This is a genomic window from Actinomadura sp. NPDC047616, from assembly GCF_040642915.1.
Classification (GTDB): Bacteria; Actinomycetota; Actinomycetes; order Streptosporangiales; family Streptosporangiaceae; genus Spirillospora; species Spirillospora miaoliensis.
This window is the reverse complement of sequence record NZ_JBEYTB010000018.1, coordinates 118,315-143,707: the sequence shown is the minus strand read 5'-3', so window position 1 is coordinate 143,707 and position 25,393 is coordinate 118,315. Positions and strand designations below refer to the sequence as shown.

Annotated in this window: 30 protein-coding genes and 3 pseudogenes; 11 read left to right on the top strand and 22 right to left on the bottom strand. The window is 69.5% G+C overall.

Annotated elements, in window-relative coordinates; translation table 11 throughout:
• Positions 1-29: 29 nt before the first annotated feature.
• From ABZ801_RS34275 to ABZ801_RS34260, 4 genes are all read right to left on the bottom strand, one after another.
• Positions 30-536: an N-acetyltransferase gene (locus tag ABZ801_RS34275; RefSeq protein WP_360706040.1), complete on the bottom strand. Its 507-nt coding sequence runs from the start codon at positions 534-536 to the stop codon at positions 30-32.
• Positions 533-1,582: a ribosome small subunit-dependent GTPase A gene (rsgA, locus tag ABZ801_RS34270; protein WP_360706037.1), complete on the bottom strand. Its 1,050-nt coding sequence runs from the start codon at positions 1,580-1,582 to the stop codon at positions 533-535. The genes ABZ801_RS34275 and rsgA overlap by 4 nt, the downstream gene beginning before the upstream one ends.
• Positions 1,583-2,022: 440 nt before the next feature.
• A complete protein-coding gene (locus ABZ801_RS34265) occupies positions 2,023-2,223 on the bottom strand; it encodes a hypothetical protein (RefSeq protein WP_360706034.1) in 201 nt (66 codons plus the stop codon).
• A gap of 6 nt (positions 2,224-2,229) precedes the next feature.
• Positions 2,230-2,499: a hypothetical protein gene (locus ABZ801_RS34260; protein ID WP_360706031.1), complete on the bottom strand. Its 270-nt coding sequence runs from the start codon at positions 2,497-2,499 to the stop codon at positions 2,230-2,232.
• A gap of 204 nt (positions 2,500-2,703) precedes the next feature.
• Here ABZ801_RS34260 and ABZ801_RS34255 point away from each other — a divergent pair, with 204 nt between their 5' ends.
• Positions 2,704-4,119, top strand: coding sequence for a helix-turn-helix transcriptional regulator (locus tag ABZ801_RS34255; protein WP_360706028.1), 1,416 nt, complete (start codon positions 2,704-2,706; stop codon positions 4,117-4,119).
• Here ABZ801_RS34255 and ABZ801_RS34250 read toward each other — a convergent pair.
• Positions 4,086-4,313 (bottom strand): hypothetical protein, encoded by a 228-nt coding sequence (locus ABZ801_RS34250; RefSeq protein ID WP_360706026.1) that lies wholly within the window; start codon positions 4,311-4,313, stop codon positions 4,086-4,088. The genes ABZ801_RS34255 and ABZ801_RS34250 overlap by 34 nt on opposite strands.
• Positions 4,310-4,681, bottom strand: coding sequence for a DUF4345 domain-containing protein (locus ABZ801_RS34245; RefSeq protein ID WP_360706023.1), 372 nt, complete (start codon positions 4,679-4,681; stop codon positions 4,310-4,312). Before ABZ801_RS34245 ends, ABZ801_RS34250 begins: the two co-directional genes overlap by 4 nt.
• Positions 4,682-4,699: 18 nt before the next feature.
• Here ABZ801_RS34245 and ABZ801_RS34240 point away from each other — a divergent pair, with 18 nt between their 5' ends.
• Both ABZ801_RS34240 and ABZ801_RS34235 read left to right on the top strand, forming a co-directional pair.
• A complete protein-coding gene (locus ABZ801_RS34240) occupies positions 4,700-5,494 on the top strand; it encodes an AraC family transcriptional regulator (protein WP_360706020.1) in 795 nt (264 codons plus the stop codon).
• Between the two features lie 284 nt (positions 5,495-5,778).
• Positions 5,779-6,270, top strand: a pseudogene (locus tag ABZ801_RS34235) (nuclear transport factor 2 family protein).
• Between the two features lie 84 nt (positions 6,271-6,354).
• On the opposite strand, the gene ABZ801_RS34230 reads toward ABZ801_RS34235, so the two are convergent.
• Positions 6,355-6,540: a hypothetical protein gene (locus ABZ801_RS34230; RefSeq protein ID WP_360706019.1), complete on the bottom strand. Its 186-nt coding sequence runs from the start codon at positions 6,538-6,540 to the stop codon at positions 6,355-6,357.
• Between the two features lie 90 nt (positions 6,541-6,630).
• Here ABZ801_RS34230 and ABZ801_RS34225 point away from each other — a divergent pair, with 90 nt between their 5' ends.
• Together ABZ801_RS34225 and ABZ801_RS34220 are read left to right on the top strand one after the other, a co-directional pair.
• Entirely contained in the window at positions 6,631-6,990 is a 360-nt protein-coding gene (locus ABZ801_RS34225; protein WP_360706017.1) for a hypothetical protein, read from the top strand.
• Positions 6,991-7,413: 423 nt separating this feature from the next.
• Entirely contained in the window at positions 7,414-7,830 is a 417-nt protein-coding gene (locus tag ABZ801_RS34220; RefSeq protein WP_360706015.1) for a nitroreductase family deazaflavin-dependent oxidoreductase, read from the top strand.
• A gap of 87 nt (positions 7,831-7,917) precedes the next feature.
• Here ABZ801_RS34220 and ABZ801_RS34215 read toward each other — a convergent pair whose 3' ends face one another.
• The 4 genes and pseudogenes from ABZ801_RS34215 to ABZ801_RS34200 all read right to left on the bottom strand — a co-directional run bounded on the left by ABZ801_RS34215 (position 7,918) and on the right by ABZ801_RS34200 (position 10,453).
• Positions 7,918-8,061, bottom strand: a complete 144-nt coding sequence (locus ABZ801_RS34215; RefSeq protein WP_360706012.1) for a hypothetical protein — start codon at positions 8,059-8,061, stop codon at positions 7,918-7,920.
• Positions 8,058-8,364, bottom strand: a pseudogene (locus ABZ801_RS34210) (IS701 family transposase); the annotation flags it as partial. The gene ABZ801_RS34215 and the pseudogene ABZ801_RS34210, both read right to left, overlap by 4 nt.
• 173 nt (positions 8,365-8,537) lie before the next feature.
• Positions 8,538-9,197 (bottom strand): class I SAM-dependent methyltransferase, encoded by a 660-nt coding sequence (locus ABZ801_RS34205; RefSeq protein ID WP_360706009.1) that lies wholly within the window; start codon positions 9,195-9,197, stop codon positions 8,538-8,540.
• Positions 9,198-9,277: 80 nt separating this feature from the next.
• Positions 9,278-10,453 (bottom strand): HEAT repeat domain-containing protein, encoded by a 1,176-nt coding sequence (locus tag ABZ801_RS34200; RefSeq protein WP_360706007.1) that lies wholly within the window; start codon positions 10,451-10,453, stop codon positions 9,278-9,280.
• Between the two features lie 4 nt (positions 10,454-10,457).
• Here ABZ801_RS34200 and ABZ801_RS34195 point away from each other — a divergent pair, with 4 nt between their 5' ends.
• Positions 10,458-10,682: a hypothetical protein gene (locus ABZ801_RS34195; protein ID WP_360706004.1), complete on the top strand. Its 225-nt coding sequence runs from the start codon at positions 10,458-10,460 to the stop codon at positions 10,680-10,682.
• Between the two features lie 423 nt (positions 10,683-11,105).
• Here ABZ801_RS34195 and rox read toward each other — a convergent pair whose 3' ends face one another.
• The 3 genes from rox to ABZ801_RS34180 all read right to left on the bottom strand — a co-directional run bounded on the left by rox (position 11,106) and on the right by ABZ801_RS34180 (position 14,848).
• On the bottom strand, positions 11,106-12,533 hold the full coding sequence (rox, locus tag ABZ801_RS34190; protein ID WP_360706001.1) for a rifampin monooxygenase: 1,428 nt from the start codon (positions 12,531-12,533) through the stop codon (positions 11,106-11,108).
• 403 nt (positions 12,534-12,936) lie between these two features.
• Positions 12,937-13,710, bottom strand: coding sequence for a hypothetical protein (locus ABZ801_RS34185; protein WP_360705998.1), 774 nt, complete (start codon positions 13,708-13,710; stop codon positions 12,937-12,939).
• 106 nt (positions 13,711-13,816) lie between these two features.
• Complete coding sequence (locus tag ABZ801_RS34180) at positions 13,817-14,848, bottom strand: aldo/keto reductase (RefSeq protein WP_360705995.1); 1,032 nt, start codon at positions 14,846-14,848, stop codon at positions 13,817-13,819.
• A gap of 225 nt (positions 14,849-15,073) precedes the next feature.
• Here ABZ801_RS34180 and ABZ801_RS34175 point away from each other — a divergent pair, with 225 nt between their 5' ends.
• On the top strand, positions 15,074-15,916 hold the full coding sequence (locus tag ABZ801_RS34175) for a helix-turn-helix transcriptional regulator (RefSeq protein WP_360705992.1): 843 nt from the start codon (positions 15,074-15,076) through the stop codon (positions 15,914-15,916).
• Positions 15,917-16,008: 92 nt separating this feature from the next.
• Here the strand turns inward: ABZ801_RS34175 and ABZ801_RS34170 are convergent, their stop codons facing one another.
• The gene (locus ABZ801_RS34170) at positions 16,009-16,989 is read right to left on the bottom strand and encodes a helix-turn-helix domain-containing protein (protein ID WP_360705989.1); all 981 of its coding nucleotides are present in this window, start codon (positions 16,987-16,989) and stop codon (positions 16,009-16,011) included.
• 112 nt (positions 16,990-17,101) lie between these two features.
• Here ABZ801_RS34170 and ABZ801_RS34165 point away from each other — a divergent pair, with 112 nt between their 5' ends.
• Positions 17,102-18,133 carry a saccharopine dehydrogenase NADP-binding domain-containing protein gene (locus ABZ801_RS34165; protein ID WP_360705988.1) on the top strand — a complete coding sequence of 344 codons (1,032 nt, stop codon included), beginning with the start codon at positions 17,102-17,104 and terminating at the stop codon, positions 18,131-18,133.
• 221 nt (positions 18,134-18,354) lie between these two features.
• On the opposite strand, the gene ABZ801_RS34160 is transcribed toward ABZ801_RS34165, so the two are convergent.
• The 3 genes and pseudogenes from ABZ801_RS34160 to ABZ801_RS34150 form a co-directional block, all read right to left on the bottom strand.
• On the bottom strand, positions 18,355-18,594 hold the full coding sequence (locus ABZ801_RS34160; RefSeq protein WP_360706202.1) for a hypothetical protein: 240 nt from the start codon (positions 18,592-18,594) through the stop codon (positions 18,355-18,357).
• Positions 18,595-18,775: 181 nt separating this feature from the next.
• A pseudogene (locus tag ABZ801_RS34155) lies at positions 18,776-19,111 on the bottom strand (MFS transporter); the annotation flags it as partial.
• 372 nt (positions 19,112-19,483) lie between these two features.
• Positions 19,484-19,969 (bottom strand): GNAT family N-acetyltransferase, encoded by a 486-nt coding sequence (locus tag ABZ801_RS34150; RefSeq protein WP_360705985.1) that lies wholly within the window; start codon positions 19,967-19,969, stop codon positions 19,484-19,486.
• A gap of 26 nt (positions 19,970-19,995) precedes the next feature.
• On the opposite strand from ABZ801_RS34150, the gene ABZ801_RS34145 reads away from it, so the two are divergent.
• Positions 19,996-20,550 carry a CGNR zinc finger domain-containing protein gene (locus tag ABZ801_RS34145; protein ID WP_344945708.1) on the top strand — a complete coding sequence of 185 codons (555 nt, stop codon included), beginning with the start codon at positions 19,996-19,998 and terminating at the stop codon, positions 20,548-20,550.
• Here ABZ801_RS34145 and ABZ801_RS34140 read toward each other — a convergent pair.
• On the bottom strand, positions 20,528-21,730 hold the full coding sequence (locus ABZ801_RS34140; protein ID WP_360705981.1) for an erythromycin esterase family protein: 1,203 nt from the start codon (positions 21,728-21,730) through the stop codon (positions 20,528-20,530). The genes ABZ801_RS34145 and ABZ801_RS34140 overlap by 23 nt on opposite strands.
• A gap of 551 nt (positions 21,731-22,281) precedes the next feature.
• Between ABZ801_RS34140 and ABZ801_RS34135 the strand changes: the two genes are divergently transcribed.
• Positions 22,282-22,458: a hypothetical protein gene (locus tag ABZ801_RS34135; RefSeq protein ID WP_360705979.1), complete on the top strand. Its 177-nt coding sequence runs from the start codon at positions 22,282-22,284 to the stop codon at positions 22,456-22,458.
• Between the two features lie 29 nt (positions 22,459-22,487).
• Here ABZ801_RS34135 and ABZ801_RS34130 read toward each other — a convergent pair whose 3' ends face one another.
• Positions 22,488-23,030, bottom strand: a complete 543-nt coding sequence (locus ABZ801_RS34130) for a HEAT repeat domain-containing protein (protein WP_360705976.1) — start codon at positions 23,028-23,030, stop codon at positions 22,488-22,490.
• Between the two features lie 267 nt (positions 23,031-23,297).
• Here ABZ801_RS34130 and ABZ801_RS34125 point away from each other — a divergent pair, with 267 nt between their 5' ends.
• Entirely contained in the window at positions 23,298-23,621 is a 324-nt protein-coding gene (locus ABZ801_RS34125) for a hypothetical protein (protein WP_360705973.1), read from the top strand.
• 583 nt (positions 23,622-24,204) lie between these two features.
• On the opposite strand, the gene ABZ801_RS34120 is transcribed toward ABZ801_RS34125, so the two are convergent.
• Both ABZ801_RS34120 and ABZ801_RS34115 read right to left on the bottom strand, forming a co-directional pair.
• Complete coding sequence (locus ABZ801_RS34120; protein ID WP_360705970.1) at positions 24,205-24,744, bottom strand: hypothetical protein; 540 nt, start codon at positions 24,742-24,744, stop codon at positions 24,205-24,207.
• A gap of 98 nt (positions 24,745-24,842) precedes the next feature.
• A complete protein-coding gene (locus tag ABZ801_RS34115) occupies positions 24,843-25,358 on the bottom strand; it encodes an Lrp/AsnC family transcriptional regulator (protein ID WP_360705967.1) in 516 nt (171 codons plus the stop codon).
• Positions 25,359-25,393: the final 35 nt, after the last annotated feature.

Genomic DNA, 25,393 nt, shown 5'->3' with positions numbered 1-25,393 from the left:
CCCGGCCGGTGCCGGCCGGGCCGTCTCACTCACACCCCGAACGGCGCCGGATACCGGACGACGCCTCGCGGCACGTCGGCTCCCTCAGCGAGGACGAGCGCCATCAGCGCCTCGTCCGGCACCTCGAACGACACCCCGATGCCGAACCCGGACGCCCGCGTGAACCCGAACCTCGGGTAGTACTCCGGATGCCCAAGCACGATCACCAGTCGTTCGCCCCGCTGCTTGGCGGCGCGCAACGCGGCGGTCGTGACCGCCTCGCCCACGCCCCTTCTCTGGAACGCGGGCAGCACGGCGACCGGCCCCAACGCCAGCGCGGGCACGTCACCCACGTGGCACCGCGTCAGCAGCGCGTACCCGGCCACCTCGCCGCCGGGGCCTTCGGCCACCCACGCCAGGCCGGGCAGCCACGCCGCGTCCCGCCGCAACGCCTCGACCAGATCGGCCTCCTCGGCGGTGGGGAAGGCGGCCCGCAGCACCCGCCGCACCCCGGCGGCGTCCTGGGAGGTCTCGGTCCGCGTCTTCCAGCCGCTCATCGCTTCCTCCCGTCGTGCTTGTACTTCTGCCGCAGCGACTTGCTGATCGCCTTGTACCGGTTCTCGCGTTCGGCGCGCAGACGCGCGTCGCTGCGCGAGGCGATCCACTCGTTCTCGCGGACCAGCTTGTGGTAGCTGTCGAGACGGCGACGCGTCAGCACACCGTCCTCGATGGCCGCCAGCACGGCGCATCCCGGCTCGGCGCGATGCTCGCAGTCGGCGAAACGGCAGTCTGCGGCCAGTTCCTCGATGTCGGCGAACGTCTGCTCCAGCCCGTCCGCCGCGTCCCACAGGCCGACGCCGCGCAGCCCCGGCGTGTCGATGAGCACGCCGCCTGTGGGCAGCGGCAGCAGCTCGCGGTGCACGGTGGTGTGCCGTCCCTTGCCGTCCGATGCGCGCACGGCACCGGTGGCGAGCCGCTCCTCGCCGAGCAGTGCGTTGCCGAGCGTGGACTTGCCCGCGCCGGACGGCCCGATCAGCACCACCGTGCCGGTGAGCAGCGCGGCGGCCGCCTCCACGCCGAACCCGGTGGCGGCGCTGACGGCCACCACGTCCACGCCGGGCGCGGCCGCCGCGACCTCCGCCTCGATCTCGGACGTGTCGACGACCTGGTCGGCCTTGGTGAGCACGACGACGGGACGGGCCCCGCTCTCCCAGGCCAGCGCGAGCATCCGCTCCATGCGTCCCAGGTCCACCGGGACGGCCAGCGACACGGTCACCGCGACCGTGTCGACGTTGGCGGCCAGCACCTGGCCCTGCGAGCGGCCGGACGCCGACGACCGCACGATCGCCGTACGACGCGGCAGCAGGTGCGTGACCACCGGCTGGTCACCGGGCCGCAGCACAGCCCAGTCACCCGTGCACGGCCCGTCCACCCGCGAGGTGTCGGCGCGCGCGGGCCCGTGCTCGGTGACGACGTCACAACGCCCGCGATCGACGCGGACGACACGGGCGGGCACCAGCCCTTCGGCACGGTACGCCGTGAAGGCGTCATCGAAGTACTCGTCCCAGCCGTAGGCGGCAAGGACGTCAGAAGAGTCGAACAATGGATGGAGCCCTTGTGTGAAGGGGCCGCCCGGCGCGCGGGAATGCGTCAGCCGGCGACCCGGGAAATGTGGTCGGCCTCGAAGTCGCGGGCAGCGACAACCACAGCGACGGCCATAAACCACACCTCCCTTCGGTTCCAACGCCCTACTGTAGCCCTCCGACCCGCACCACGCCTCCCATTTCGGCCAACACCGCGACCTCTTCGGCGGCCCGTCCGACATCACGGCACGAACCGGGTGGGACGACTCCTACCACCACCCATCCCGGCCGCCCCGGGCCACCGTCACGTCTCACCGCCACACGGCACACGCGCTCGCCGTGGTGACGCGTCGCCGTCCGGCCGTGGCGCGCATCACCCGGACGAGCCGGTTCAGCAGCCGCGCCGCCCACCGCTTCCGCCAGGAGCCGAAAGGCGGCGCGTGCGTCCCGTCAAAGCCAATCACCGCGTCCAGTACTGGCTCTGCGCCACATCCACGGCGAACCACAACGATGTGGGGTCGCGCCGCACGATCGTCATGTCGCGTCCTCGCAGGGCGGTCCAGGTAGAGGTACGCGTGTCGTGCAGGAACGCCCAGTGCGGATACGCCCGGCGCAGTCGCCACAGCATCGCCATGTCGTCGGGCGCCCGGTCGTCCTCCACCGCGCCTCACCGTCCGCCCGGGTTCTCGACGGCCAGCACACGCACCACCGCCTGCGCGGCGATCTCGGGGTTGGTGGTGGGGGTGATCCGCTCGCCCCACGACCACGCGAACCACGTCTCTAGCCCGTCGCCGGGCTGCACGGTGATGTCCTCGGCGAACCGTCCCGCAGCCGCCGGATTGTTGACGTGCAGAAACGCCGGCCTCCGCCACGGCCGGTGCAGCCGGGCGTAGAACTCCGGCGCCACCTCCCGAAGCGCGAGACGAAGGTCTTCCAAGTGCCGAACCTCGTCCGTCTCCGCTCCCACCGACATCCCAACTCCTCCCTCACGACCGACGACCGACACTCACGCAGGGTGACGATCCGGACCATCGACGTGGAGAGCGTCCGGCGCCTCATCACTCGATACGGCGGCCGCCTCCTAGGCATTTGCTGAGCATTTCGCGGAGAGTTCAGCCGCTCTCACCAGCCTCATCGGACAATGAGTGAGAACTTGATCACGAAGAGTGGGGAAGTCATGGCGGTACGGATCCTTCGCCCAAGACCCGGGCTGATCACAGCACGTAAACGGTTCGGCCTTTCCCAGGAGCAGGCCGCCGAACGAGTGGGAGTGTCGCCCTCCACCTGGGCGCGCTGGGAGCAGGGCAAGGTGGACCCTCACGCGACTCAGCGAGCGCGCATCGCCCTGGCCTTCGCCGCCACACTCGACCAGGTCGCGTCCTGGCTAGACGAGCATGCCGAGTACCAGCCGTTCCCTTGGCTGTGTGAGGGGGTCACACGCATCTCGCTGGCGGCTACTGTGGAGGACGCCAGCGAGTTGTGGGAGTGGGACGTGGACCCGATCCGACGTGGCCTCCTCAGTGCCCTGCCATTCATGCCCGCGGTCCTGTCGGAATGGCTGCTCTCCTACACGCTCGATCCCGGTGTGGAAAGCCGCGCGCACAGTTCGTCCAACGGCCGCACCGTCGGCCTTTCCGACGTTCAACGCGTACGTGACGCCTATGACGCCTTCAACGTCATGGACCGTCACCACGGCAGCGGCCTGGTACGCCCGGCGGTCGTCGCCTTCATGGACAGCCAACTGAAGCCACTGCTGAACGGCGGCTACACCGACGAGGTGGGCGGGCAGCTCATGACGGCGGCTGCCACCATGAGCTACCTGGCCGGATGGACGGCCTACGACCTGCACCAGCACGGCTTGGCCCAAGCGCACTACGGTCAGGCGCTCCGGCTGGCCAAGGCCGCTGACGATCCACTCATCGCGGCGTGGACGCTGCATTGGATGGCCTGTCAGGCCATCGACCTCAAGAAGCCGGACGAGGCTGTACGGCTGACCCGCGCCGCCCAGAACGCGGCCCGGCAGGCCAATCCCCGGATTCGCGCGTTCCTGATCCTCCGTGAAGCCCGCGGCACCGCACTCGGCGTCGATCTCGCCGACACTCCGGACAGGCACACCACTCGCCGTGTGGAAAAGCTGATCGCGGAAGCCGAGAAGACCTTCGCCAAGGCGACAGGCGGAGACGGCATTCCGCACTGGGCGTCCGACCAGGGCATCGCCGAATTCTCATCCGAAGTGGGATGGACCTGGCGGCTGATCGGCGAACACAAGCGGGCCGAGGCAAGCATCGACGTCTCTCTGCGCACGGGCGATCCCGCACACGTTCGCGGACACCATCTCACGCTCGTCCATCGAGGCGAGGCGTTGCTGCGTCAGGGAGAGCTGGAAGAGGCGATCGCATGCGCGCGCCCAGCCGTGCATGTGGCCGTCACGCTGCCGTCCGCCCGTCCAGCGGCACTCGTGCGGGACTTCGACCGGCACCTCGACGCGCACGCCGGGGAGCCGGTGGTGAAGGAATGGCGCGACTACCTGCGCACCGTCCCCTTCACCACGGTGTAGCCGTCGTCCAGCAATAACTGCGTTGTCGTGTTCTGCACCGACCCCCATTCGCGCAGTGACGCCCGTCCGGCCCGTTGACCGCCGCCATGCCGAAAGCTCAACGCGGCGATCGCCATCGTCGTGAACGTGTTCGACAAGTCCTGTCGGGCATTGATCGTCTGGTCGGTGGGACTGTGCCGCCGGGGGGCGATCATGCGGCCGCCCCCGCCAGCAGGAGACCGCCACCGGCGGCCTCGACCCAGAAGTACAGCCACGAGGGGTAGAACGCCGTCGGCCGTTCGACGGCCCGCGCGGTCAACCGTCCTGCGGCCATGCCCAGCAGGGCGACGCCGACGGCCGCCAGAACCCCTTGGCGGGCCGTGCCGGACGCGGTCGCCGCCCAGATCAGCAGGCCACCGACGGCGACGCCGAACCCGCCGTACACGGCGCGGACCTCGGTCCGGGCCTCGGCCGAGCCGAGTGTGATACCGAACGGTCTGACCAGCGCGGCTGGCGCCACCAGGCCGTACAGGCCCATCCCGAAGAAGAACACGGCAGCGCAGATCGCGATCGATGTCGTCATGCCGCCAGGATGGTGCCCGTGCGCCCGTCCCCGCTTTCACGAACGTGCCGCGACGACGACGGCCCGGTGCTGTGGCTGTGGCCCGGTCAGGCGATCTACGCCGGGCCGGCGCTCGGGCTCGGCACGCATGCGGGCTCGGTCGCCTGCCTGGCCGTCGGGCTCGACGCCCCGTTTCAGGTGCGGGCGGCGGACGGGTCGGCCTCGGTGCGGGCGCGCAGCGCGCTGATCGCGCCCCGCGTGCGGCACAGGCTGACCGCGGAGGGCGACCGGATGCTGTTCTGCTATCTCGACCCGGGCTCTCCCCGGTCGGTTGCCTGCGAGCGGCGCATGACCGGCGGCGGCGCACCCGTCCGGACCGGCCACCGGGACGAAAGTGCCCTGATGGCCCTGGCGGCGGACCTGCGCTCGGTCGGCCCGGCGCGCGACTGGCTGGACCTGGCGGCCCCTGACGACCCGGCTGGGCCGCACTACACGGACCCGCGTATTCGCGCCGTCACCGCACTGCTGCTCGCGCAGACCCACCGCACCGTCACCGCCGAGGAGGGCGCCGCCGCCTGCGGGCTGTCCACGTCACGGTTCCTGCATCTGTTCAAGGCGCAAACTGGGACGAGCTTCCGGCGTTACCGGCTGTGGGCGCGGATGCTGGCCGCAGGCCGGGCGATCGGCGCGGGCGGGGACCTCACCAGCGCCGCGGCCGACGCGGGGTTCGCGAGTTCTGCGCACTTCAGCGACGCGTTCCACCGCATGTTCGGGCTCCAGCCCAGCCGACTGCTGGCCACCGGCCTCACCATCGTGGACGGCACGACCACCTGACACCGAGCCCGCCCGAGCCCACCAGACTCCAGGCTGCTCTCGGGCGCCCCCGTCGTCACTCGCTGCCGACGTCCGCCGCACGCGCTGGCAGCGGCGAACCGTTCTGTCACCAGACCATTCGTTGGCTGTGCGCGCCGACCCGGTTGACCAGCCGGGCTGAGACGCATGGGCAGTGCTTGGGCGTCCGTCCTCATGGCCGTCAGCCCTCCAAGTTGTTGGTGAGACCTACAAATGCTTATGATTGGCGACGCCAACGTTGGAATAGTCAACAATGTGGGGGAGTCATGGATCACGTCGACCGTCATGAGCTCACCGACCTCGTGGCCCGCCTCGGGCGCTGTGTGGACGAGAAGCGCTTCGGGGAAGTGCGGACCGTCTTCACCGACGACGCGTCGGTCAGCACTGCGAGCGGTGCAGTGTAGGGAATCGATGCCCTCGTGGAGAAGGCTCGCAGGGTCCGCCCCGTCGGCGTGCTCACCCAGAGCTTCATCACCAACCCCCTCATCGACGTGGACGGTGACACAGCCACGATCACCGCCAACCTGCTCGCCGTCTTCGTCGGCCAGCCAGAAGAGGGAGGGCGATTCTTCGGCGAGCGCTACCACCTGACCGCCGCCCGCACCCCGCGAGGATGGCGGATCGCCCGAGTGGAAGGCGTACCCCTGTGGGAGGCCCCCTTGCCCGAGATCACCCCCCTCCACCCGGACGCCGCCCAAGCGGACACGGGCACCACCGCACCGGGGCACGGAGTGAATCAGAATGGAGACCGTCGTTAGCAGAGCCCTCGCAACTCCGAGAGACCTTGTGGCATGGCTACGTGAAGCGCGCTAACGACACCGCGCCCCGAAGTTGAAGGCCCTCTACTCGGATCCGTGCCACCAGTCGCAGCGCTTGCCCACGTACGGCACGTCGCACACGATGCGGGGGGTGGCGAAGCCGGGCAGGTAGCCCATGATGGCGTGCTGCAGTCGCTGGGCCTCCCAGACCGCCAGCCGCCAGTGCTCGCTGAACGGGATCATGTCGCACATGTAGAGGCAGTAGGGCATGATCCCGGCCTCGTCGAGCAGGGCGAACGACAGGTCGAGCAGTTGCCCTCTGTCGCGTACGCCACCTCGAAGCAGTGCAACCTCGCCACCGTGCTCGCGTTCGCGCGTGAGACTCCGCGGCTGCGGTTCAACGCGGTCGAACCGGGCTTCAATCCGGGCACCGGCCTCGGCCGCGACGCGAACGCCGCCGCCCGTTTTCTGGCGAAGTACGTCGCCGCGCCGCTCGCGCCACTCATCAAGTACTGGAGCCCCCCGAAGCGTGTCGCGCGGATGATCACCGAGGTACTGACCGACGGGTCGGATCGGACCGGGGTGTACTACGACGAGAACGGCAAGCCGATGGTTGGCTCCGCTCAAGTGCGTCACCCCGCTTTCGCTGACCGCGTCGTCGCCGAGACCCGCGCGCTGCTCGCCACCATTCCCGTGGACGCAGCACCCACGAATCGGTAATCGCCGACCGCGCCCTGGTCGTGGACCTGGTACACCACGATTCCGAACCCACATCGGCATGTGCCGGTGCCGGGGGGCACGGTCCGCCGTGGAGTCACCCACATTCCGGGGGACTGTCGCACCGGCCACAGTCCCCGGACCGTGCCGAGTACCTCGCCCGGAACTCATCGAGACAGCGCTCGCTTCATCCACGCCGCGGCCGTCCACTCATTGGCCGTGTGCCGCGCGGCGCACCCGCACGTAGCTCAAAATCATCCGCGCCAGCGGGTTCCCACAGCTCGTGTCGTGTCCGCCCGACGCCTGGGAAGAGACCACCATGATAAGATCAAAGTGGATATTCGAGGCTACATTCGGAGGCTGCTCCGAGGCCCTACCGTACGAATAGTAAAAGGCTGACCTCGGACTGCGGCCAGAGGCGGGGCGATGAGCGACATAGACGACCAGATCGTCGAGGAGTTCCGGGCGAACGCGGGGCGGGTCGGCGGCCAACTGGCCGGTATGCCGGTGCTACTGCTACACCACCGAGGACGCAAGAGCGGCATCAAGCGGGTCACCCCGATGGTGTACCTGCCATCGGACGACGAGAACGTCGTGTTCGTGATGGCCTCGAATTGGGGTGCACCCGAGAACGCCGGATGGTACTACAACATCACCACCGCTGGTAAGGCCGAGATCGAAAGCGGCACCGAGACCTATCCGGTGACGGTGCGTGAGCTGAAAGGCGAGGAACGCGACCGGATCTGGGCCACCGTGGTGCAGCGCTACCCCGTCTTCCGCGACTACGAGAAGAAGACCGCCGGCATTCGCACCATCCCGGTGGTGGAACTGACCCGCGCCTGAGCCGGGTCAGCTCCTCGGTGGATGTCAGACAGGTGACGCGGTCATCAGCTACTACCGCAACGGCATTTACGTGAGTGGGCAGCCACGTCACCCGTAGTGGCTGAGGCGGGCTTGGTGCTGGCGTTTGCGACGCCAGGTCGACCAGGACCAGACGTGTTCGGCGGTGTGAACGCCGTGGATGACCAGCTTGATCAACAAGCGGCGGATTTCCGGTAGCGTGTAAGCGATCATGCTGGGTTCGCCGGAGCCGGTTCTCCCTTTATGGCCGGGGAACGGGAGACTGCGAGCCAGGCGTGCGCGAGCATCGACAAGGTGATGTGGGCGTACCAGGCCCGCCGGCTGCGGATCTGGTAGTGGCCTTTTTGGAAACATTCTTCGATCCGCCAGCGTGCCCCGGCGCTCCAGGCCAGGTCGGCCAGGCTGGCGCGGGCCGTAGCGGACGTAATAGGCGATCTGGTCGCGGCGGGCCGGCAGCCAATGTCTCCGCCCGCGCGCCCAGCCGATCCGGATCGGGATACGCGCCCAGTCGTACTCGGGGGTTGAGGAACATCTCCACGAGATCGTGCGCTAAGGGTTCGCGACTGTCTGTGGGGGTTTGATCTGGGGTTATTACCCGCTGGAACCTTCGTGGGTCGTTTCGTCGATCTTCGGCCCAGAGTTCGAGTGAACTGAAGGGTTCTCACGATGAACCCATGGATTCTCAGGCTCTATGGGCGGTTCTGGCCCTTGGGTTCGGTGGAACCGGAGGGGCGGCGCGCCCAGAAGAGTGCGTGGCCGCTGTCTCCTTCGGCGATGAAGTCCTGGGCGGTGACCTGTAGGCCGGCCTGCTGGATCCATGACCGGTAGGTGGCCGCGTCGGCCTGGCTCCACCACATGGTGGCGGGGCCGCCGAGCCAGTTGTCCTCGGCGCCGGTCCAGGCGTCTTGGCCGACGGTCGTCAGAAGCCATCCGCCCAGGCGTAGCCATTGGGCGATGCGCCGGAGAAGGCCGGGTTGTTGGTCGAGCGGCATGTGGATGAGGGCGTAGAGACAGACCACCGCGTCGAAGGAGCCGTTCGGGAAACGTAGCTGTGTGGCGTCCGCTCGGATGAAAGTGGCGTCCGGGACGAGGCGACGGGCGCGCTCAATTTGAACATCGCTGACGTCCACGCCGGTCACACGGTGCCCGGCTGTGCTGAGGCATCGGGCGACTGGGATGCCGCATCCGCATCCGACGTCGAGGACGTCTGCGTGTCCGGGGAGACGAGTTCGCAGGTCAGCCAGCCAGGCGTCGTACTGTTCCGTTGGATCGTCGTCGTCGCCGCGGTAGTGGTGGGACAGGGCGTTGTAGCCAGCTCGGACGAGGTCACTTCCACTGCCGGTGTCCATGGCGGCAGGCTAGGCGCCGTCCGGGCTGTTAGCCGAGTGGTTTTCTGCCTGAGAACGGTCAGGGAACTCTGGGTTATTCATCACTGCGTGGAGCCGTCGCGCCCGTAGGGGGTCAGCGCGCGCAGGCCCGTGCCGTGCATGGGAGTGTCCTCGGTCAGTGCGGTGGGATCGATGCCGAGTGGTTCGTCCGTGTCGATGCCCTCGGTGGGGTCGTCCTCGCCCCATTCGTCGTCATCGGTGACCTCGCGTTCCCAGATGAGCTCACCGTTCTTGGCGCAGGCCCACGCCGCCGTTCCGCCATAGCCGCGGCCGGCGAATCCCCAGGCGACGCCGAACCGGGTGCTCAGCCGTCGCAGTGCGTCCCGTGTGCGGGCGTACCACTTCTCATCCCATGCGGGATAGCACCAGCCGCTGACGATGAGCGTCCAGCCGTCGAGTTCGGGAGTGATGAACGCCTCCGCCCGATCCGGATGCTCGACCGGTGGCGCCGTCCACCACGATCCACTGGCGACGGCCAGTCCCAGATCGAAGTACATCGGGCCGGGGTCGGAGAACTCCAGGGTCTTCAGGATATCCTCCTGCTCACCACCGGGAACGGCGAAGCAGCTGTTCTCCCAGATCGACTGCGGGCGGTCGGCGGCGGCCTTGGCCCCGAGGTAACGCCGCCACAGTTCCTGGTCCTCGGGTGAGAGGACGTCAGGTCCGCCGATGTTCACCATCGTGCGGAAGGCGGCGGGGCGATACGCGGCCGGACCTGAGCGGCGCACCTTCCGCAGCGCGTCCAGCACTCCGGGACCGATCTCCTGCAACGCCCACGCGGCGCGCTGTCGCACGTTCGCGTCGGGGTCACCGAGCAGCCGGATCAGGGCGTCGGAGGCGGGCAGTGCCTCCTCGCCCATCCTCTGCAGGCAGAGGGCCGCACTCGCCCGGACGTCGGGCGAGGGATGCTCGAGCGACTCCATGAGGCGATCCCAGTGCTCGCCGAAGAAACCACCGAACGTCCAGCGTGCCCGGCGGGCCGGCTCATCCGGCAGGTCGGCGGCGACGGCGTCACGGACCGCGCAGAACGCCGGATCGCCCAGCTGCCTCAGCAGCGTGCCCGCCCGGGCCCAGTCCAGAGGCGACTCCTCATCGACCAGTTCCGCCACCAACGCGTCAACCCCGGCGCCACCGAGTTCCTTGAAGGCGTTCCAGGCGGGTCTCCAGGTCTCCTCATCCGGCGCCGACAAGTCCCTGATCAGTCCGTCGAGATCCACCCCAGTGATCATAGAAGCGATCTACGAGGTCGTGGCCTATGGGGAGGGCGGCCAAGCCAAGCCCGAGTCACAGGCTCGCTCAGCGGCGACGGTGGCGTGGCGCCTGATCGTGTTCCGCGGTGATGCGGGCGGCGGTCTCCTCGCCGAGGCGGACGTAGAAGCCGAGGTCGCCCAGGTCCGCGTGGCCAGGGACGGCAGTTCGGTCATGGTGTCGGCGGTGGTCACCTAGCCCTGGCCGCTGCCCCAGCCGAAGCCGGGCAGGCGCAGGGTGCCGGCGGTGTAGGCGGTGGCCAGGCCCGCGGCCGGGTCGCGGGTCATGCCTAGGCGGCGCATGACGGCCTGGGAAGGTTGGGCGGTTCCCGTTCCGTCCCTCGCACGTGGCGCCGCCGATCGCCGACGTGATCTGATGTCGCGGTTCGCCGCGCGCCGCAGGAACGAGGCAGGGGGGTGATCCGGGCCGGCGATGGAGCGGATCTGGATCCTGTCAGGGGTTTGGCCCGGTCGGTGCGGGCGGTCAGCAGCACGGGCATGGGCTGCTGGGCGGGCCAGTCGATGACGACGTCGACGTCTGCGACGGTCGGTTGGCTCGGACACGCGGCGACCGCGTCGGACTCGGCTGGTGACAGACCCCTTTCGCACCACGACTGCGCGTTCAGTTGACGGCGGTGCCGAACCACTCGGGCATCCGGCTGAGCAGATCATTTTGATCTTCGCCGACCCAGGCCACGTGGCCGTCCGGTCGCAGCAGCGCCGCGGGTACGTCCAGTTCCTCGCTGACGTCGACGAGGTGGTCGACCCGGTCTGCCCATCCCGCGACCGAGAGCCGGCCGGTCTGGTCGAGGAGCAGCCCGCGGCCGCCGTGCATCCGCTCGTAGAGGCGCCCTCGCTTCAACGCCACGTCCCGCATCCGCCGGCCGAGCAGTTCGTGGCCCCCGCCGAAGTCGTAGCGGACCCCGATCGCCGTAATCTTCTCGATCAGGTACCGGTTCACGTCCTCGAAGTCCATCAGTTCCGACAGCAGCCGGCGCACCGACCGGGGTCCCGGCTCGGTGGAGATCAGTTCCATCTGCGCGCGGGTGTTGTTCAGCACGTCGGCGGCCACCGGGTGCCGTTCGGCGTGGTAGCTGTCCAGCAGGCCGTCCGGTGCCCAGCCGTTGACCTCGGCGGCCAGTTTCCAGCCGAGGTTGAACGCGTCCTGGATGCCGAGGTTGAGCCCCTGCCCGCCGGTCGGCGGGTGGACGTGCGCCGCGTCACCGGCCAGCAGCACCCGGCCGACCCGGTAGCGCTCGGCCTGCCGGGTGGCGTCGCCGAACCGGGACAGCCAGCGCGGTGAGCGCACGCCGAAATCCGTGCCGGCGAACACCCGCAACTGCTGCTTGAACTCCTCGAGAGTCGGCGGGACCGTGCGGTCTTCGGCCACTCCCTCGGCGGGCACGCCCACGCGGTACACCCCGTTCCCGAGGGGCATGGCACCGAAGCGCAGTTGGGTCTTGCGGACTTCCGCGACGACGGCGGCGACCGTCGCCGGATCCTCGGTCACCTCCATCTCGCCGAGCAGCGTCTCGACCTTGGTGGGCTCGCCAGGGAAACCGACACCGAGCAGTTTGCGCACTGTGCTGCGGCCGCCGTCGCAACCGACGAGGTAGCGCGAGCGCAGCCGCGTGCCGTCGGCCAGTTCGGCGGTCACCCCGTGGTCGTCCTGGTCCAGCCCGACCAGCTCGCAGCCGCGCCGGATCTCGGCGCCGAGTTCGGTGGCGCGCTCGGCCAGCAGGCGTTCGGTGATGGGCTGCGGGATACCGAGGACGTAGGCATGCGCGGTGTCCAGCCGGTCGGGCGAGGGCTTGTCGATGCCGGCGAAGAAACCGCCGAGCGTGTACTGCCGGCCGTGCGCGAGGAACCGCTCCAGCAGACCGCGCTGGTCCATCACCTCGATGCTGCGCACGTGCAGGCCGAGCGCGCGGACATGTCTGGTCGGCTCCGCGTCCTTCTCCAGCACGAGCACGTGCACACCGTGCAGCCGCAACTCGCCGGCCAGCATCAAGCCGGTCGGTCCGCCGCCGGCAATGATCACGTCGAACATGAATCGCCCAATCACTGAGGGTGCGTTTCGGCCAGCTGCCCCGCACGGTTCGGCGGCGCACACCCGCGAGCACACGTACTTCGCGAATCCCCGATTTCCGCAGGTCTGGCTTCAGCCGGAGATTCTGCGGCATGACCCGGGTCTTGCCGCAAGCCCCCCAGTGCGCTATACATTGAGAGTGGCAAGGAGTAGGTTCCTTGCCTTTTTTCATGCGCTGTGGACGTGTCGGCGCGTGCGGACGCGGGGCTGGGGACGCCGTGCCACGCGCTTCCAACTCCACGTCCGCGACCGTTTCGTTCCGCGGCTATCTCGGACAGCTCAGAGCCAAGTTCGACGTCGCCCCATCTCGGGGTGCGGCTTGCCGGTCGCCGCCCGACGCGCTCTCCGTCCGGCCGCGGCGAGATCAGTCTGCCGCGGCGAGCAGTTTCGACGTCTCCCAGAACTCGATGGCCATGTGCACCGCGTGTCCGTCGACCAGATCCTTCGGCGTCTTCGGCGGGAAGAACGCGCCGAGTCTGACGGCCAGGCCGTTGGCCAATGGTTTGAACTGGTGGTACGCGAGGACGTTGATGTCGGTGCCGTCGCCGGCCAACGTCGTGTACCCGGCGGTGAGCAGCCGAAAGCCGGTTTCCCGCTCGACGGGCACCTTGATATCCGGGTCGGTGATGACGTTCACCTCGGACGGGCCGCCGTACATGCCGAAGGTCTCCATGGCGCGCATGCCTGTCTCGTGTCCATACAGGAAATAGTGGTCAGGGTTGATCCGTGCGTAATTCGAGTGGAAGGAGTCGCCGCCCGTCGCGTGTTCGCGGAATTCTTCGATGGTGATTCCAGTCACTGTGAGATCGGCGAAGGCGGCCCGCATCGGAGCTGCACCAGGTGCGTCGTTGGCGTCCTTCCACATCTGGTCGGAGATCCGCAGTTGCTCCTTGTAGAGGGTCTTGATGCCGTCCACGTCGTACGACTGTCGCGCCGCAATGCACGCCTCGCGTGCGTCTTCGGCGCTCAGGCGGTTGATGTCGTCGTGAGAGAGGAACTTTCCCGCATATCCGATTGCCGCGCCGAGGCGCTTCATCTCGTGAAGGACGTGCAGATGGCGGTCGTGCTGAACCCGTGCGAGGTGCTCAGGCCAACAGTGCCGACCGTCGATCAAGCACGAGAGTTCGAGTTCGCGCATGATTCTGCCTTTCTCGGGAGCGGGCCGGCTGGTCCGGCCGCTGTTCGGTACGGCGAGGCAGCGGCCGTCGAAGACGTCGGCGTCCCGGCCGTCGGGGGCGGGGGGGTCAGGCGGCGGTGCGTTCGCCGGCGGGGCGGCGGCGCAGACTGGTCCGCTGGAGAGCCGGCGGCACGTAGGCCTGGTCGAGCGTGCCGACGTCGGTGCCGGGCGGGACGATCTCGTCGATCCGGTCGAGGATGTCGTCGGTGAGCGCGACGTCCATGCCGGCGAGCAGGTCGTCGAGGTGGCTCATCGTGCGCGGCCCGACGATCGCGCTGGTCACGCCGGGATGGGTGATCGCGAACGCCATGGCGAGGTGGGTCAGCGGCAGGCCCGCCTCCTCGGCGAGCGCGACGAACTGCTCGACGGCGTCGAGACGGCGCTCGTCGTTGAGGTGCTTGAAGAAGCCGGCGCGGCGCAGTTCGTTCTCCCGGCCCTTGCGGACGCGCCCGGTGAGCAGTCCCTGCCCGAGCGGTCCCCACACCAAGGTGCCCACCCCGTAGCGCTGCGCGACCGGCAGTACCTCGCGTTCGATGGCGCGGTTGAGCAGCGAGTACGGCGGCTGCTCGGTGTGGAACCGTTCCAGGCCGCGCCGCTCGGCGGCCCACTGGGCTTCGACGATGTCGGACGCCGGCATCGTGGACGTTCCGATGGCACGGACCTTCCCGCTGTGAATCAGGTCGGACAGCGCGGAGAGTGTCTCCTCGATGTCCGTGGTGGGGTCCGGCCGCTGGATCTGGTAGAGGTCGATGTGGTCGGTCTGCAGGCGGCGCAGCGAGTTCTCGACCGCGGTCATGATCCAGCGCCGGGAGGCGCCCTGCTGATTGGGATCGTCACCCATCGGGCGGCTCACCTTGGTCGCGAGGACGACATTGTCCCGTCGCCCCTTGAGCGCCCTGCCGACGACCTCTTCGGAGTCGCCGTAGGCATCGGCGGTGTCGATGAGGTTGATTCCCGCGTCCAGCGCTTTGTGGATGATGCGGGCCGAGTCGTCGGGATCGGGGTTGCCGATGGACGTGGCGAACATCAGTGCGCCGAGCGCGTAGGGGCTGACCTTGATACCGGTCCGGCCGAGCGTGCGGTACTGCATGCGAACCATGCCTTCCTTTGTCAAGAGATCCGGGGAATTCGTAGCGTCGGCAGACCCAGGTGACGCGCGTAGAACTGGCCTGCAGTGGCTCGTCTCGTTACCCCTGCAACGGCGCCGTCGGTCCGCCGATCCGGGTCCCAGCGTGCTGCGGTGTCGGCGCTGGCGGGAGAGACGCCCTTATCCGGGGACGGGCAGTCCCTGGCTGCGTCCGGCGTCCCGGGCCATGGTGGTGGTGTGGACAGAACCGAACTGGCCGACTTCCTGCGCCACTGCCGTGCCCGGCTCGCCCCTGCCGACGTGGGGCTGTCGCAGGGCGCGCGGCGGCGCACCCCGGGACTGCGCCGGGAGGAGGTGGCGCAGCTGGCGGGCATGTCCACCGACCACTACGCGCGGCTGGAGCAGGCCAGGGGCTCGCGCCCGTCCCGTCAGATGCTCGCCGCCGTCGCCCGCGCGCTGCGGCTGACCGGCGACGAACGGGACCACCTCTTCCATCTGGCCGGTGAGGAGCCGCCGCGGGACCGGCAGGCCACGCAGCATGTCCGCCCCGGCCTGCTGCTCGTCCTGGACCGGCTGACCGACACCCCCGCCCAGGTGGTGAGCGACGGCGGCGACGTCCTCGCGCAGAATGCGATGGCCAAGGCACTTCACGGTGACGTGTCCGCCCGCCCGGAGGCGGAGCGCAACGTCGTCTGGCACTACTTCACGGACCCGTCCGCGCGGGAGCTCTTCCCGGCCGAGGAGCGTGACCGCGCCGCCCGCGCGGCGGTGGCGGATCTGCGTGCCACACTCGCCCGCCGCCCGGACGACGCGCGGCTGGCAGGGCTCGTACGCCGGCTCCGCGCCCGCAGCGAGGAGTTCTCGGCGCTGTGGGACACCCACGACGTCGCCGTGCGCCGCGCCGACGTCAAGCGCTTCCTGCATCCGGTCGTCGGCCTGCTGGAGTTGGACTGCGAGGTACTGCTGAGTCCCGAGCACGACCAGCGGCTGATCGTCTACACCGCCCGCCCGGGCAGCTCGTCCTACGAGCGGCTGTCGTTGCTGCGCGTGGTCGGCCTCCAGGACCTGACTCGCGGCTGAGCCGCCACGCCCGGTCCGCCGGCGCCCGCAGTGGCGATACCGCTCCCGCCTGACGGGCGGTCACCCGGCTGGATCGTAGTGGGTCAAGGCCATCACACTGTGGGGCGTTGCCTGCTGTCGTGCGGGCCGGGGCGGGTCCGGGAGCGGAAGGTGCGGCGGTAGGTGTCCGGAGGCACGCCGACCGTGCGGTTGAAGTGGCGGCGCAGGGTCGTGGCGGTGCCCATGCCCGTGGCCGCCGCGATGGTGTCGATGCTGTCGTCGGTGGTCTCCAGCAATTCCTGGGCGTGGCGGATCCGCTGAGTCAGCAGCCATTGCAGCGGGGTGGTACCGGTCACCGACCTGAAGTGGCGGCCCAGGTTGCGCGAGCTCATCCGCGCCTGGCGGGCCAGGTCCTCCACGGTGAGCGGCTGGTCCAGCCGTTCGATCACCCAGGGGAGCAGGTCGGCGAGCGGGTGGTTGTCCGGCGCGGGCACCGGGGCGGTGACGAACTGGGCCTGGCCGCCGTCCCGGTGCGGCGGCACGACCAGGCGGCGGGCGACCGTGTTGGCGATCGACGAGTCGTGGTCGAGACGGACGAGGTGCAGGCACAGGTCCATGGCCGCGGCTTTGCCGGCGGAGGTGAGCACGCTGCCGTTGTCCACGTACAGGACGTCCGGGTCCACGTCCACCCGGGGGTAGCGGGCGGCCAGGTCCCGGGTGTGCGCCCAGTGCGTGGTCGCGCGCCGCCCGTCCAGCAGCCCGGCGGCGGCCAGCACGAACGCGCCCGTGCAGAGGGAGGCTATGCGGGCACCTGCCTCGTGAGCCGCCCGCACGGCCTCCACCAGGTCGGCGGGTGGATCCACATCGACGTCGGCCCAGCCCGGAACGATCACGGTGTCGGCGCGCGAGAGTTCATCGAGGCCGTGATCGGGCTCCAACCGGAACCGGCCGACCCGTACGGCGACCGGCCCGCAGACGGTGACGTCGTACCAGGGGACCGTTACGTCGGCCGGGGCGGCGGCGAAGACCTCGTACGCCAACGACAGCTCGAAGTGCAGCATTCCGTCGGTGACGGCCAGTGCGACAGTGTCCACGTCCGAAATTGTACGGATCATGGCGTTCCAGACACTCGCAGCGGGATGCCCGCCCTCGCCAGGATGTTCACGACAGATCGCAGCAGGTCATATGAGCACGGGGGAGAAACCCATGGGATCAGGGCCCACGGTGGTGGTGTTCGGCGCATACGGGCACACCGGCCGGTTCGTGGTGGCGCAGCTGCGGGATCGCGGGTTCGTCCCGATTCTGTCCGGCCGCGACGCCGACAAGCTGAAGCTGCTGGCGGAGTCCGAATCCGGACTGGAGGCGCGCCCGGCGTCGGTCGACGACCCGGCCTCGCTCGACCGCGCACTGGCCGGTGCGGCGGCCGTGATCAACTGCGCCGGGCCCTTCGCCGCGACGGCCGCCCCCGTGATCGAGGCGGCACTGCGCGCCGGGATCCCGTATGTGGACGTGGCGGCCGAGATCGAGGCCAACGTCGACACCTTCGCGCACTTCACCGACCGCGCCCGCGCCGCCGGAGCGGCGATCGTCCCCGCGATGGCCTTCTACGGCGGTCTCGGCGACCTGCTGGCCACCGCCGCGATGGGCGACTGGACGGCGGCCGACGAGGTGCACATCGCGTACGGGCTGAGCGGTTGGCACCCCACCGCCGGGACGCGCGCCTCGGGCGTGGTCTCCCGGGAGCGGCGGGGCGGCCGACGCGTCCGTTACACGAACGGGGGGCTGGAGTACCGCGACGACGACTCGCCCACCCTGGAGTGGCCCTTCCCGGACCCGATGGGGCCGCGGGCCGTCATCGGCGAGTTCACTATGGCCGACGTCGTCACCGTCCCCAGCCACCTGTCAGTCCCCGAAGTGCGCACCTACATGACGGTCGAGGCGGCCAGGGACGTATCGGCCCCGGACACACCGACGCCGGCCCCGGCCGACGAGCAGGGGCGATCCGCGCAGACCTTCCTCGTCGACGTCATCGTGCGCTCCGGCGGCGCTGAACGGCGCGCGGTGGCAAGCGGCCAGGACATCTACGCCATCACCGCCCCGCTCGTGGTGGAAGCGGTCGACCGCATCCTCACCGGACGGACCAGGACCGTCGGCGTCGCCTCCGCCGGCGAGATCTTCGACGCCGCCGACTTCCTCCGCGCGCTGTCCCCGCACATCTCCGTGGAACTGCGCTCGTAGCGGCTCCACCACCCGCGTTGCGCGCCGGGCGGTTGTGGTTGCGGCACGTCTTCGTCACCGCAACCAAGCCGCGGTTCCAGCGCCCGTCCCGGCGGCGCGGGCGGTCGCGTCGATCGCCCCGCCGATCCGGATCGGCGGGGCGGGTCCGGGGGGTCGTGTCCCGTTCGGACGGCCCTTCGGGGCGCCCCGCACCTTTCGGCTGAGCGAGGTGTTGCGGCGCGTTAGAGGGAAGCGGTTTCGCTGCGGCGTGTTCGTCCGGTGTTCAGGCGTTCTGCGCGGGCAGTGGCTGTCAGGGCCACCGCGGTCATGGCGGACAGAAGGCCCCAGGCCGGTGTGAAGCTGCCGGTGAGATCGGTGAGGAGGCCGAGCGCGGGCGGCGCGAGGATGACGGCGATCTGGTTGACGGCCATGGCCAGGCCGAGAGCGAATCCCGTCTTGGCGGGTGGAGCCGATTCGGCCACGTAGGCAACCCATGGGCCGTACCAGCCGAAGCTGAAGAAGCCGAGCCAGGTGAACAGAAGGCGGGAGCATCCGCAGCCGGGCGCCGAGCCGGGATGTGAGCGAGGCGTGCGGCGGCCCGTCGTGGAGGACGGGCGGGGTGGGCGGCGGACGGTACAAGCCCATGAAGACACCGGCTCCCAGCAGCGCGACCAGGCCACCGGCCACCAGCGTCACCCGCCACCCGAACGTCTCGGCGAGGAAGGGCAGCAGGGCCGCCGACAGCGCGCCGCCCAGCGGCAGGCCCGCCTGGCGGACGCCCATCGCGAACCCTCGCTGGGACGCGCCGAACCAGGACGCCACCGACTTGCTTCCGCCGGGCTGAACGGTGCTGTACCCGGCGCCGACGATCAGCAGGACGAGCAGCAGCGACAGATATCCCGGCGCCATGCTCCCCATGCTCAGGCCCGCGGCCACCACGCAGGCGCCGACCCCGACGACCCAGCGCTCGTTGTAACGGTCCAGCAGCTCCCCGGCCACGAGCAACCCGATCAACGGGACCAGCTGGGCCGCCGACAGCAGCAGCCCCAGCTGGGGCGGCGCTCAGGTTCAGGTCACGTTGAAGGTGGATGCCCATCGCCCCGATGCCCTGAACGAAGAAGGCGGAGGCGGCCTGGGTGAAGGTGGCGATGCCGAGGACGATCCAGCGGTATCGCGGGCCGCCGACGCTCATGCGGCTCCTCGCCGCGGCTGGGATGTCACCGGGCCGGCCGAGGGTGATGCGGGTGCCTTGGGCATGTCACGCTCCGAGTCCGGGGGAGGGGAAGGGGCCCTATCGGGCAGCGCTGCATTCGTCGGGCAGAAACAGCTGCGAGCGTTCTGCCAGAGCCTTGGGAGTGGTCCAGCAGTCTGTTACGGACGCCAGTACAGCGACGGGTCGGGGTGGTCGACGAAGCCGAGGTCGCGGTAGAGCGGAGCACCGTCGGTGGAGGCGTACAGGTCCACGCGGGCGACGTCACGCTGCCGGAACCAGGCGAGCAGGCCATGCATGATCGCTCGGCCGTGGCCCCGTCGCCGGTATGCCGGATCGGTGACCATGCCGATCACGTGTCCGACGCGTCCGTTGTGCGAGTGCGGGCCGGGAAACCATTGCTCGACGGTGCCGATGCCGCAGGCGGCCAGACCGTTGTCGCCGTCCACGACCAGGATCCGCGCGTCGTCCTCGGTCAGTTTCTTCTCCAGGACGCGGGCGAGGGCGTCCCGCCAGTCGTCGCCCGCCGACGGCGGGTTGAAGAAGTCGCCGCCGAGGGTCTCGAACAGCAGTGCCCGCAGGCGTACCAGTTCCGCGACGTCGTCCTCGACTGCCTGCCGTACGTCGGTGTGGTCTCCGGTGCTCATGCCGACCAGCCTGGTGTAATGGGCTTGTGCACCTCAACCCTTACGGCGAGGCGGTCGTGAACCTGGCCGCGGACCTGGCCAACCGGCCCCCGGCGAGCGCCGAGGAGCTCGCGGACCGCTGCCGCGCGGCCGGGCTCGTGCTGGAGTGCCCGGTCACGCCACAGGACCTGGACCGTGCCCGCACCGTGGTGGCGGCCTGGGAAAGGGTCGTCGACGCCACCGACGAGCACGAGCGCGCCGAGCTGCTCAACCGGATGCTGGCGGAGTCCGCCTCCCATCCGAGGCTGACCGACCACGCCGGCGAGGGCTGGCATCTGCACTACCGCGACGACGGGCAGCCGCTCGGCTCCGTGCTGTTCTCGCTGATCTCGGTCGGTACCGCGCTGCATCTGGTGGGACGGGGCATGCACCGGCTCCAGCGGTGCGCCGTGACCGAATGCACCACGATCTTCGCCGACACGTCCCGCACAGGACGGCGGCGTTACTGCACCCAACAGTGCGCCAACCGCGACGCGGTCCGCCGGCACCGCGCGCGAGCCGGCCTGCCGGCGAGGGAGCCTAGCTCTGCGGAACGTCCTTGACGAACACGGTCCCGTCGCTTCCGGCCAGGTGCACCGGGTCCAGCGGGGAGTAGCCGTAGTAGGGGGACACGCGGGGGGCGGGCCGCGCGTCACCGAAGGCGGCGGCCAGCCGACGCGTGTCGACAAGGCAGTGGTCCTCCGGGAACGCGTGGAGGAACCCTTCGACGGTGTCGGACGGCGGGGCGTCCACGCCGTGGTGGCGGATCGTGCCGACGGCTGTGGCCAGGAAGGCGTACTCCTGACCCAGGTGGGCGCTGACGATCGCGCCGGCCCCCCACCACTCCGCCAGCAGGTCGCCCATGCGCATCGTGGACTTGTGCCGCTGGAGATGGCCGTTGTGGGCGTGGGCCAGCGTCGCGCCCTGTTCGGCGATGGCGAGGAGGTTGGCGGCCATCATCTGGTCCCGCACGCTCACCAGCCTCGTCATGCGGCTTGGTGAGGTGTCGGCCATCCAGAAGTGGTAGCGCAGCAGGCCAATGGCGGTGCGCCCGTACAGGTACGCCCGGTCCCAGTCGTCCCGGGAGGTCGCCTCGATCAGGTGCGGGGTCTGCGCGTCGAGCAGGGCCACCAGGTCGTCGGCGAGTAGCCGCAGTTGCTTGGCCTCGGCCGACTGCCCCACAGATCGGGACGGGTCCATCATCGCGGCGGGATTGGCCCAGCGGTCGTCGGCGCCGAGCAGGCGGTCGAGCGTTTCGGTAGTGCAGGGCAGCAGGTCCGTGTCCACCCAGGTTGCGAGGTAGGCGTGCAGGGCGGTGAGGGCCTGCCGAGGGCTCGCGGCGCCGGTGATCTCCAGCGGGCCGTCGAAACCGGCGAATCGCAGCCGTTCGGAGGCGGGCCGGCCGTCGTTGTAGGCACGCATCCAGCGCACGAGCTCCCGGTTGGCCGCGAACGCGCCCCACCCGTGGCTGAATCCGCGCTCCATGACCTCATCGAGGGTGCCCGTGCCCGAGGTGACGTAGTCGTCCACGACCAGGCCCATCATGCAGTCGCTCTCGATCGCGATCCACCGGTAACCCTCCTGCTCGACAAGCTGCCGGAACAGCTCGTTGCGCAGGTCCAGCAGAGTGTCCTCGCCATGAATGGGCTCGCCCAGTGCGAGCACCCGTGGCCGGGCCGGGAGCAGTTTCATCACGGCGGCGGCATCGACGGCATGGGCGGTGTCCTTGATGTCACTTACCATGCCTTCAACAGTATCGTTGAACTTTCGAGTGAAACTTGCTCAGTAAAACCAGCAGGACTCTCGATAAAACCTTCAAACCGGTGGACGGCTCAGACCGGTTTGCCTAGCGCGTGGCCCAGCGCGGTCTTGCCGACGCCGCGGTGGTGGGGGGCCACGGCCGCTAGAGGGCTTGGACGTCGAAGGCGGCGGCGCTGCGCAACTTGGAGCCGAGGTAGAACGGCTGGGCGACCGACTCGACCAGCAGCCCCAGGCGCGTCGGTGCGGCGGCACCAGTCACGGTTGAGGCGTTCGTCGTGAGGCGTGGTTGCCCCCGGCTGGGCGCGGCGGTCTGCGGCTACCCGTCCGGCCCCGCCGACGCGTTGGCGGCCGAGCAAGTCCAGGCAAATGCGGCTACCGACTCGGTCCCGCGGCGCGCTGACCACCAAGATCCATCTGGCCCGCGGATCACCTCATCACGGACAAGGGCTACAGCGCCAAGGCCATCCGTGCCCGGCTGCGCAAGCACGGGATCAGCGCCCCCATTCCCCAACGCGCCGGCCAGATCCGCAACCGTGCCCGGCGCAGCCGCCCCGCGCGCCTTCCACAAGGGCGTCTACCGGCTGCCCAATGTCGTCGAATACTGCATCAATCCGCTCAAGGAATGGCGCGGCATCGCCACCCGCCAACGCAAGACCGCCTGCTCCTACCAGACCGCCGTCACCCTGGCCGCCCTACACATGTGGCTATGACACTGACGACGCACCCTAAGGGCTGTCCGTTACCTGGTCTCGGACGGAAGGGTTCGTTCGTAGATGGTCCCGCCTGGCGTGAACCAACCCGCTTTCTTGCGCACCGCAGGACTCGGGTCGTTGGCGTGGGACGCCCTCAAGGCAGCAACGGCGCGCCCATCGGAATGGGCGAACTTGCCGACGAGTTCGGCAGCCATGGCCCGGACGTGCGGGTCGGGGTCTGAGGCCAGGTGGCGCAGCGCGGGTTCGAGGACCCGGTCCGGGCCCGGTGCGCAGGTGTCGCCCTTGCACCGATCGCAGGCTAGAGCGTGGAAGGCTGCGATCCTGACACGTGCATCGGGATCGTCTGCCATAAGGACGAGTTCGTTCATCGACTCGGTGTCGACCAGGTGGTCGAGAAGGCGGCAGCACCCCTCACGGACGGCCGGGTTCTCGTCACGCAGGCCAGCGCGGATGGCGCTCACTGCGTTCTCCCCGCGTCGCAGCAGTTCTCGGTATGCCGCAACGGTGCGCTGAGGATCGCCCAAGCATGAGACGAGGGCTTCGTTGTCGGTCCTGACGAATCCGAGCATGACCTCAGTCTTGAGTCAACCGGCGAATCCCGGCAAAGGGTTTTCCACGCCTACGGGGGCATGCAGACAGCCCTTTCCCTCGAAGCGGCCCGGTGCGTGATCTTGCACTGGGATGATCTCTGCGTGGCTGATGTGATCACGGCGTCGGAGCCGTCCTGGATACCCCGGCTCGGATGCACGCTCGCCGTGCCGCGGCCGCCGACCGCTACGGCCAGGTGCTGTACGCCCAGGCCGAGGAACTGGCCGACCTGCGCCGGGGCAGCTGCTGTGCGATACGCGTTGCCCGCCACCGCCGTCATCAACCAGCTGACCGCCACCCTGCCCGGCGGCGCTCCCGCCGACTGGGACGTGGAAGCAGCGCCGGCTCCCGCATTGGCGGCCGAACCCGCCCGCGTCACCGCCTGGCCGTGGCTCCCGCCGGTCCCCACCACCGGCGTCACCGCGATCGACACCGACCTCGCGCATCACCACGCCAAGGCCCGCGGTGTCACCGCCAAACGCTCCTCACGCCGCCGCGCCGCACCGGCCGAGCCGATCCCTTCCTCCGCGCCCCCACAGCTGGACCCCGCCGTCGACCGACTGGTCAGCTAGGCCAGGGCGCCCACTGATCTTCTGCAGAACGGGGCGCCGGCCCGGCTGCTGCGTGGTTGAGCCAGCGGCCCGTTGACCGTGGTCGCCTGGATCCGGTACCAGCGGCTGCGGCGCCGCCGCGGCCTGACCGACCCCGTCTGGCCGCCCGCCCGGAGGGGACGGCGGCAGCGGCTGCATCGCGCAGTTGGGACGCCGTCTGCATGTCGTCTTCTGGCTGGTCGGGGTTGTTGACGAGGTGGCCCTCCAAGATCCGTCCCCGTCCTCTGGTGGATGACCGGGTTCTCCCAGAGGGCGAGCGGGGATTCGGCTCACGAGTTCCATCTCGACCTGGAGGGTCGGGAGCTTCCTGCACCTCTAATGTGTGGGGCAGCCCTTACACGTGTGTCAGCCCCACCTCCTCGGCTGATACCGAGCGCCTTGCCGACTCGCGCACACGGCGCTGGGCACCACCCGCATCCCGCACCCGCAGCACCTGCGCGCCGCGTGGCCTGCGCGGAGCACCGGAGCCCGGTGCTCCTAACTGCTCGTTGTCTCCTGACAGCACGCGGCGTCGACGTGCCGACGTCCGCTGTCATTTTCTTGATCAGAGGTCCACAAAACGCCCGACCCAGCCGACGAACCGTTCGCCGAGCTCCGCGTGCGCGACCCGCACCAGGTCGTTGGGGTCGTCGGGTGGGGTGAGGCTGAAGTGCTGCTCCAGCCAGGAGAGGTATGTCCGGTGCCCCTGACCGCCGCTCTCGCGGTGGTGGCCTTCATACTCGCCGAAGTCGGCCCCGCCCCAGTCGACTGAGATCGGCCGGTCGCACGCGAGTTGCCGCAGAAGATCCCGCAGATTGAGAGCGGTGAGGTGAATGCCGCCCTCGTCTCCGAACACGGCGATCGGCAGGCTCGCCAGATCGGTGCGGTGGTCGATCCGCCAGAGCGCGTACAGCGAACCGGAGCTGTTGGCATAGGCGAACGGCAGAAAGCCTTCCAGGAATTCGGGGGCGTCCGACCACCCGTCGTGCCGGGGCTCGCCGAACTCGATCAGCTCGAACCCATCGGAGATGAACTCGCCGTCGAGCCGTTGTTGGAGCTCCATGAGCAGGTTCAGCTCTGGTACCGGCGAATACGCGACGTTCAAGGAGCCACTCCCTCAGCAGGGGTGCATGACCACCAACGAACGCTACAGGGCTCCGCCCCATCCGGCCGCAGCTTCCAACTGTCCAAGGGTCTTCTCGCTTATGGCGGGCCGTCTTGTGGGCGAGAGGACTGTGGTGCGGGTAGCGGGAGCGCCAGACCGGTCTTGATGGTGTCGAAGGCGACCAGGGTCTCGTAACGCCTGATGTTGTCGTCGGCCTTGAACAGGCGGTCGCCGAGGCGGCCGCATTCGCGCATGCTCCGCGCGGCCAGGACGACCACGTAGTCCCATGGTCCTGCGACCCGGTAGCACTGCTGGACCTGCGGGTCCGCGCGCATCCGTTCGGAGAAGGCGCGGTGGTGCTCGAAGGACTCCTGGTCGAGGGTCACCAGGACCGTGGCCAGGACGGTGGGGCCGAGGCGGTGCGGGTCGAGGACGGCGACCTGCCTGGTGACGAGCCCGTCCTTGCGGTAGCGGGCGATCCGCCGCTGGACGGCGCTCGGTGACAGCCCGATCTGTTCCCCGAGGTCGTGCAGAGTGCGTCCGGCGTCGTGCTGGAGCAGGTCCAGCAGCAGGGCGTCGATCTCGTCCAGGCGGGGTGGCGGTGCTTCGGGCATGCAAGATTATTGCGTCGCGGCGCGATATTCTCAAT

Excerpts from the sequence above, each read along its gene's own strand:
- ABZ801_RS34275 (WP_360706040.1), bottom strand. The coding sequence starts at position 536 with ATGAGCGGCTGGAAGACGCGGACCGAGACCTCCCAGGACGCCGCCGGG.
- ABZ801_RS34255 (WP_360706028.1), top strand. The coding sequence starts at position 2,704 with ATGAGTGAGAACTTGATCACGAAGAGTGGGGAAGTCATGGCGGTACGG.
- ABZ801_RS34250 (WP_360706026.1), bottom strand. The coding sequence starts at position 4,313 with ATGATCGCCCCCCGGCGGCACAGTCCCACCGACCAGACGATCAATGCC.
- ABZ801_RS34245 (WP_360706023.1), bottom strand. The coding sequence starts at position 4,681 with ATGACGACATCGATCGCGATCTGCGCTGCCGTGTTCTTCTTCGGGATG.
- ABZ801_RS34230 (WP_360706019.1), bottom strand. The coding sequence starts at position 6,540 with ATGCCCTACTGCCTCTACATGTGCGACATGATCCCGTTCAGCGAGCAC.
- ABZ801_RS34220 (WP_360706015.1), top strand. The coding sequence starts at position 7,414 with ATGAGCGACATAGACGACCAGATCGTCGAGGAGTTCCGGGCGAACGCG.
- ABZ801_RS34215 (WP_360706012.1), bottom strand. The coding sequence starts at position 8,061 with ATGATCGCTTACACGCTACCGGAAATCCGCCGCTTGTTGATCAAGCTG.
- ABZ801_RS34205 (WP_360706009.1), bottom strand. The coding sequence starts at position 9,197 with ATGGACACCGGCAGTGGAAGTGACCTCGTCCGAGCTGGCTACAACGCC.
- rox (WP_360706001.1), bottom strand. The coding sequence starts at position 12,533 with ATGTTCGACGTGATCATTGCCGGCGGCGGACCGACCGGCTTGATGCTG.
- ABZ801_RS34185 (WP_360705998.1), bottom strand. The coding sequence starts at position 13,710 with ATGCGCGAACTCGAACTCTCGTGCTTGATCGACGGTCGGCACTGTTGG.
- ABZ801_RS34180 (WP_360705995.1), bottom strand. The coding sequence starts at position 14,848 with ATGGTTCGCATGCAGTACCGCACGCTCGGCCGGACCGGTATCAAGGTC.
- ABZ801_RS34165 (WP_360705988.1), top strand. The coding sequence starts at position 17,102 with ATGGGATCAGGGCCCACGGTGGTGGTGTTCGGCGCATACGGGCACACC.
- ABZ801_RS34150 (WP_360705985.1), bottom strand. The coding sequence starts at position 19,969 with ATGAGCACCGGAGACCACACCGACGTACGGCAGGCAGTCGAGGACGAC.
- ABZ801_RS34140 (WP_360705981.1), bottom strand. The coding sequence starts at position 21,730 with ATGGTAAGTGACATCAAGGACACCGCCCATGCCGTCGATGCCGCCGCC.
- ABZ801_RS34130 (WP_360705976.1), bottom strand. The coding sequence starts at position 23,030 with ATGCTCGGATTCGTCAGGACCGACAACGAAGCCCTCGTCTCATGCTTG.
- ABZ801_RS34115 (WP_360705967.1), bottom strand. The coding sequence starts at position 25,358 with ATGCCCGAAGCACCGCCACCCCGCCTGGACGAGATCGACGCCCTGCTG.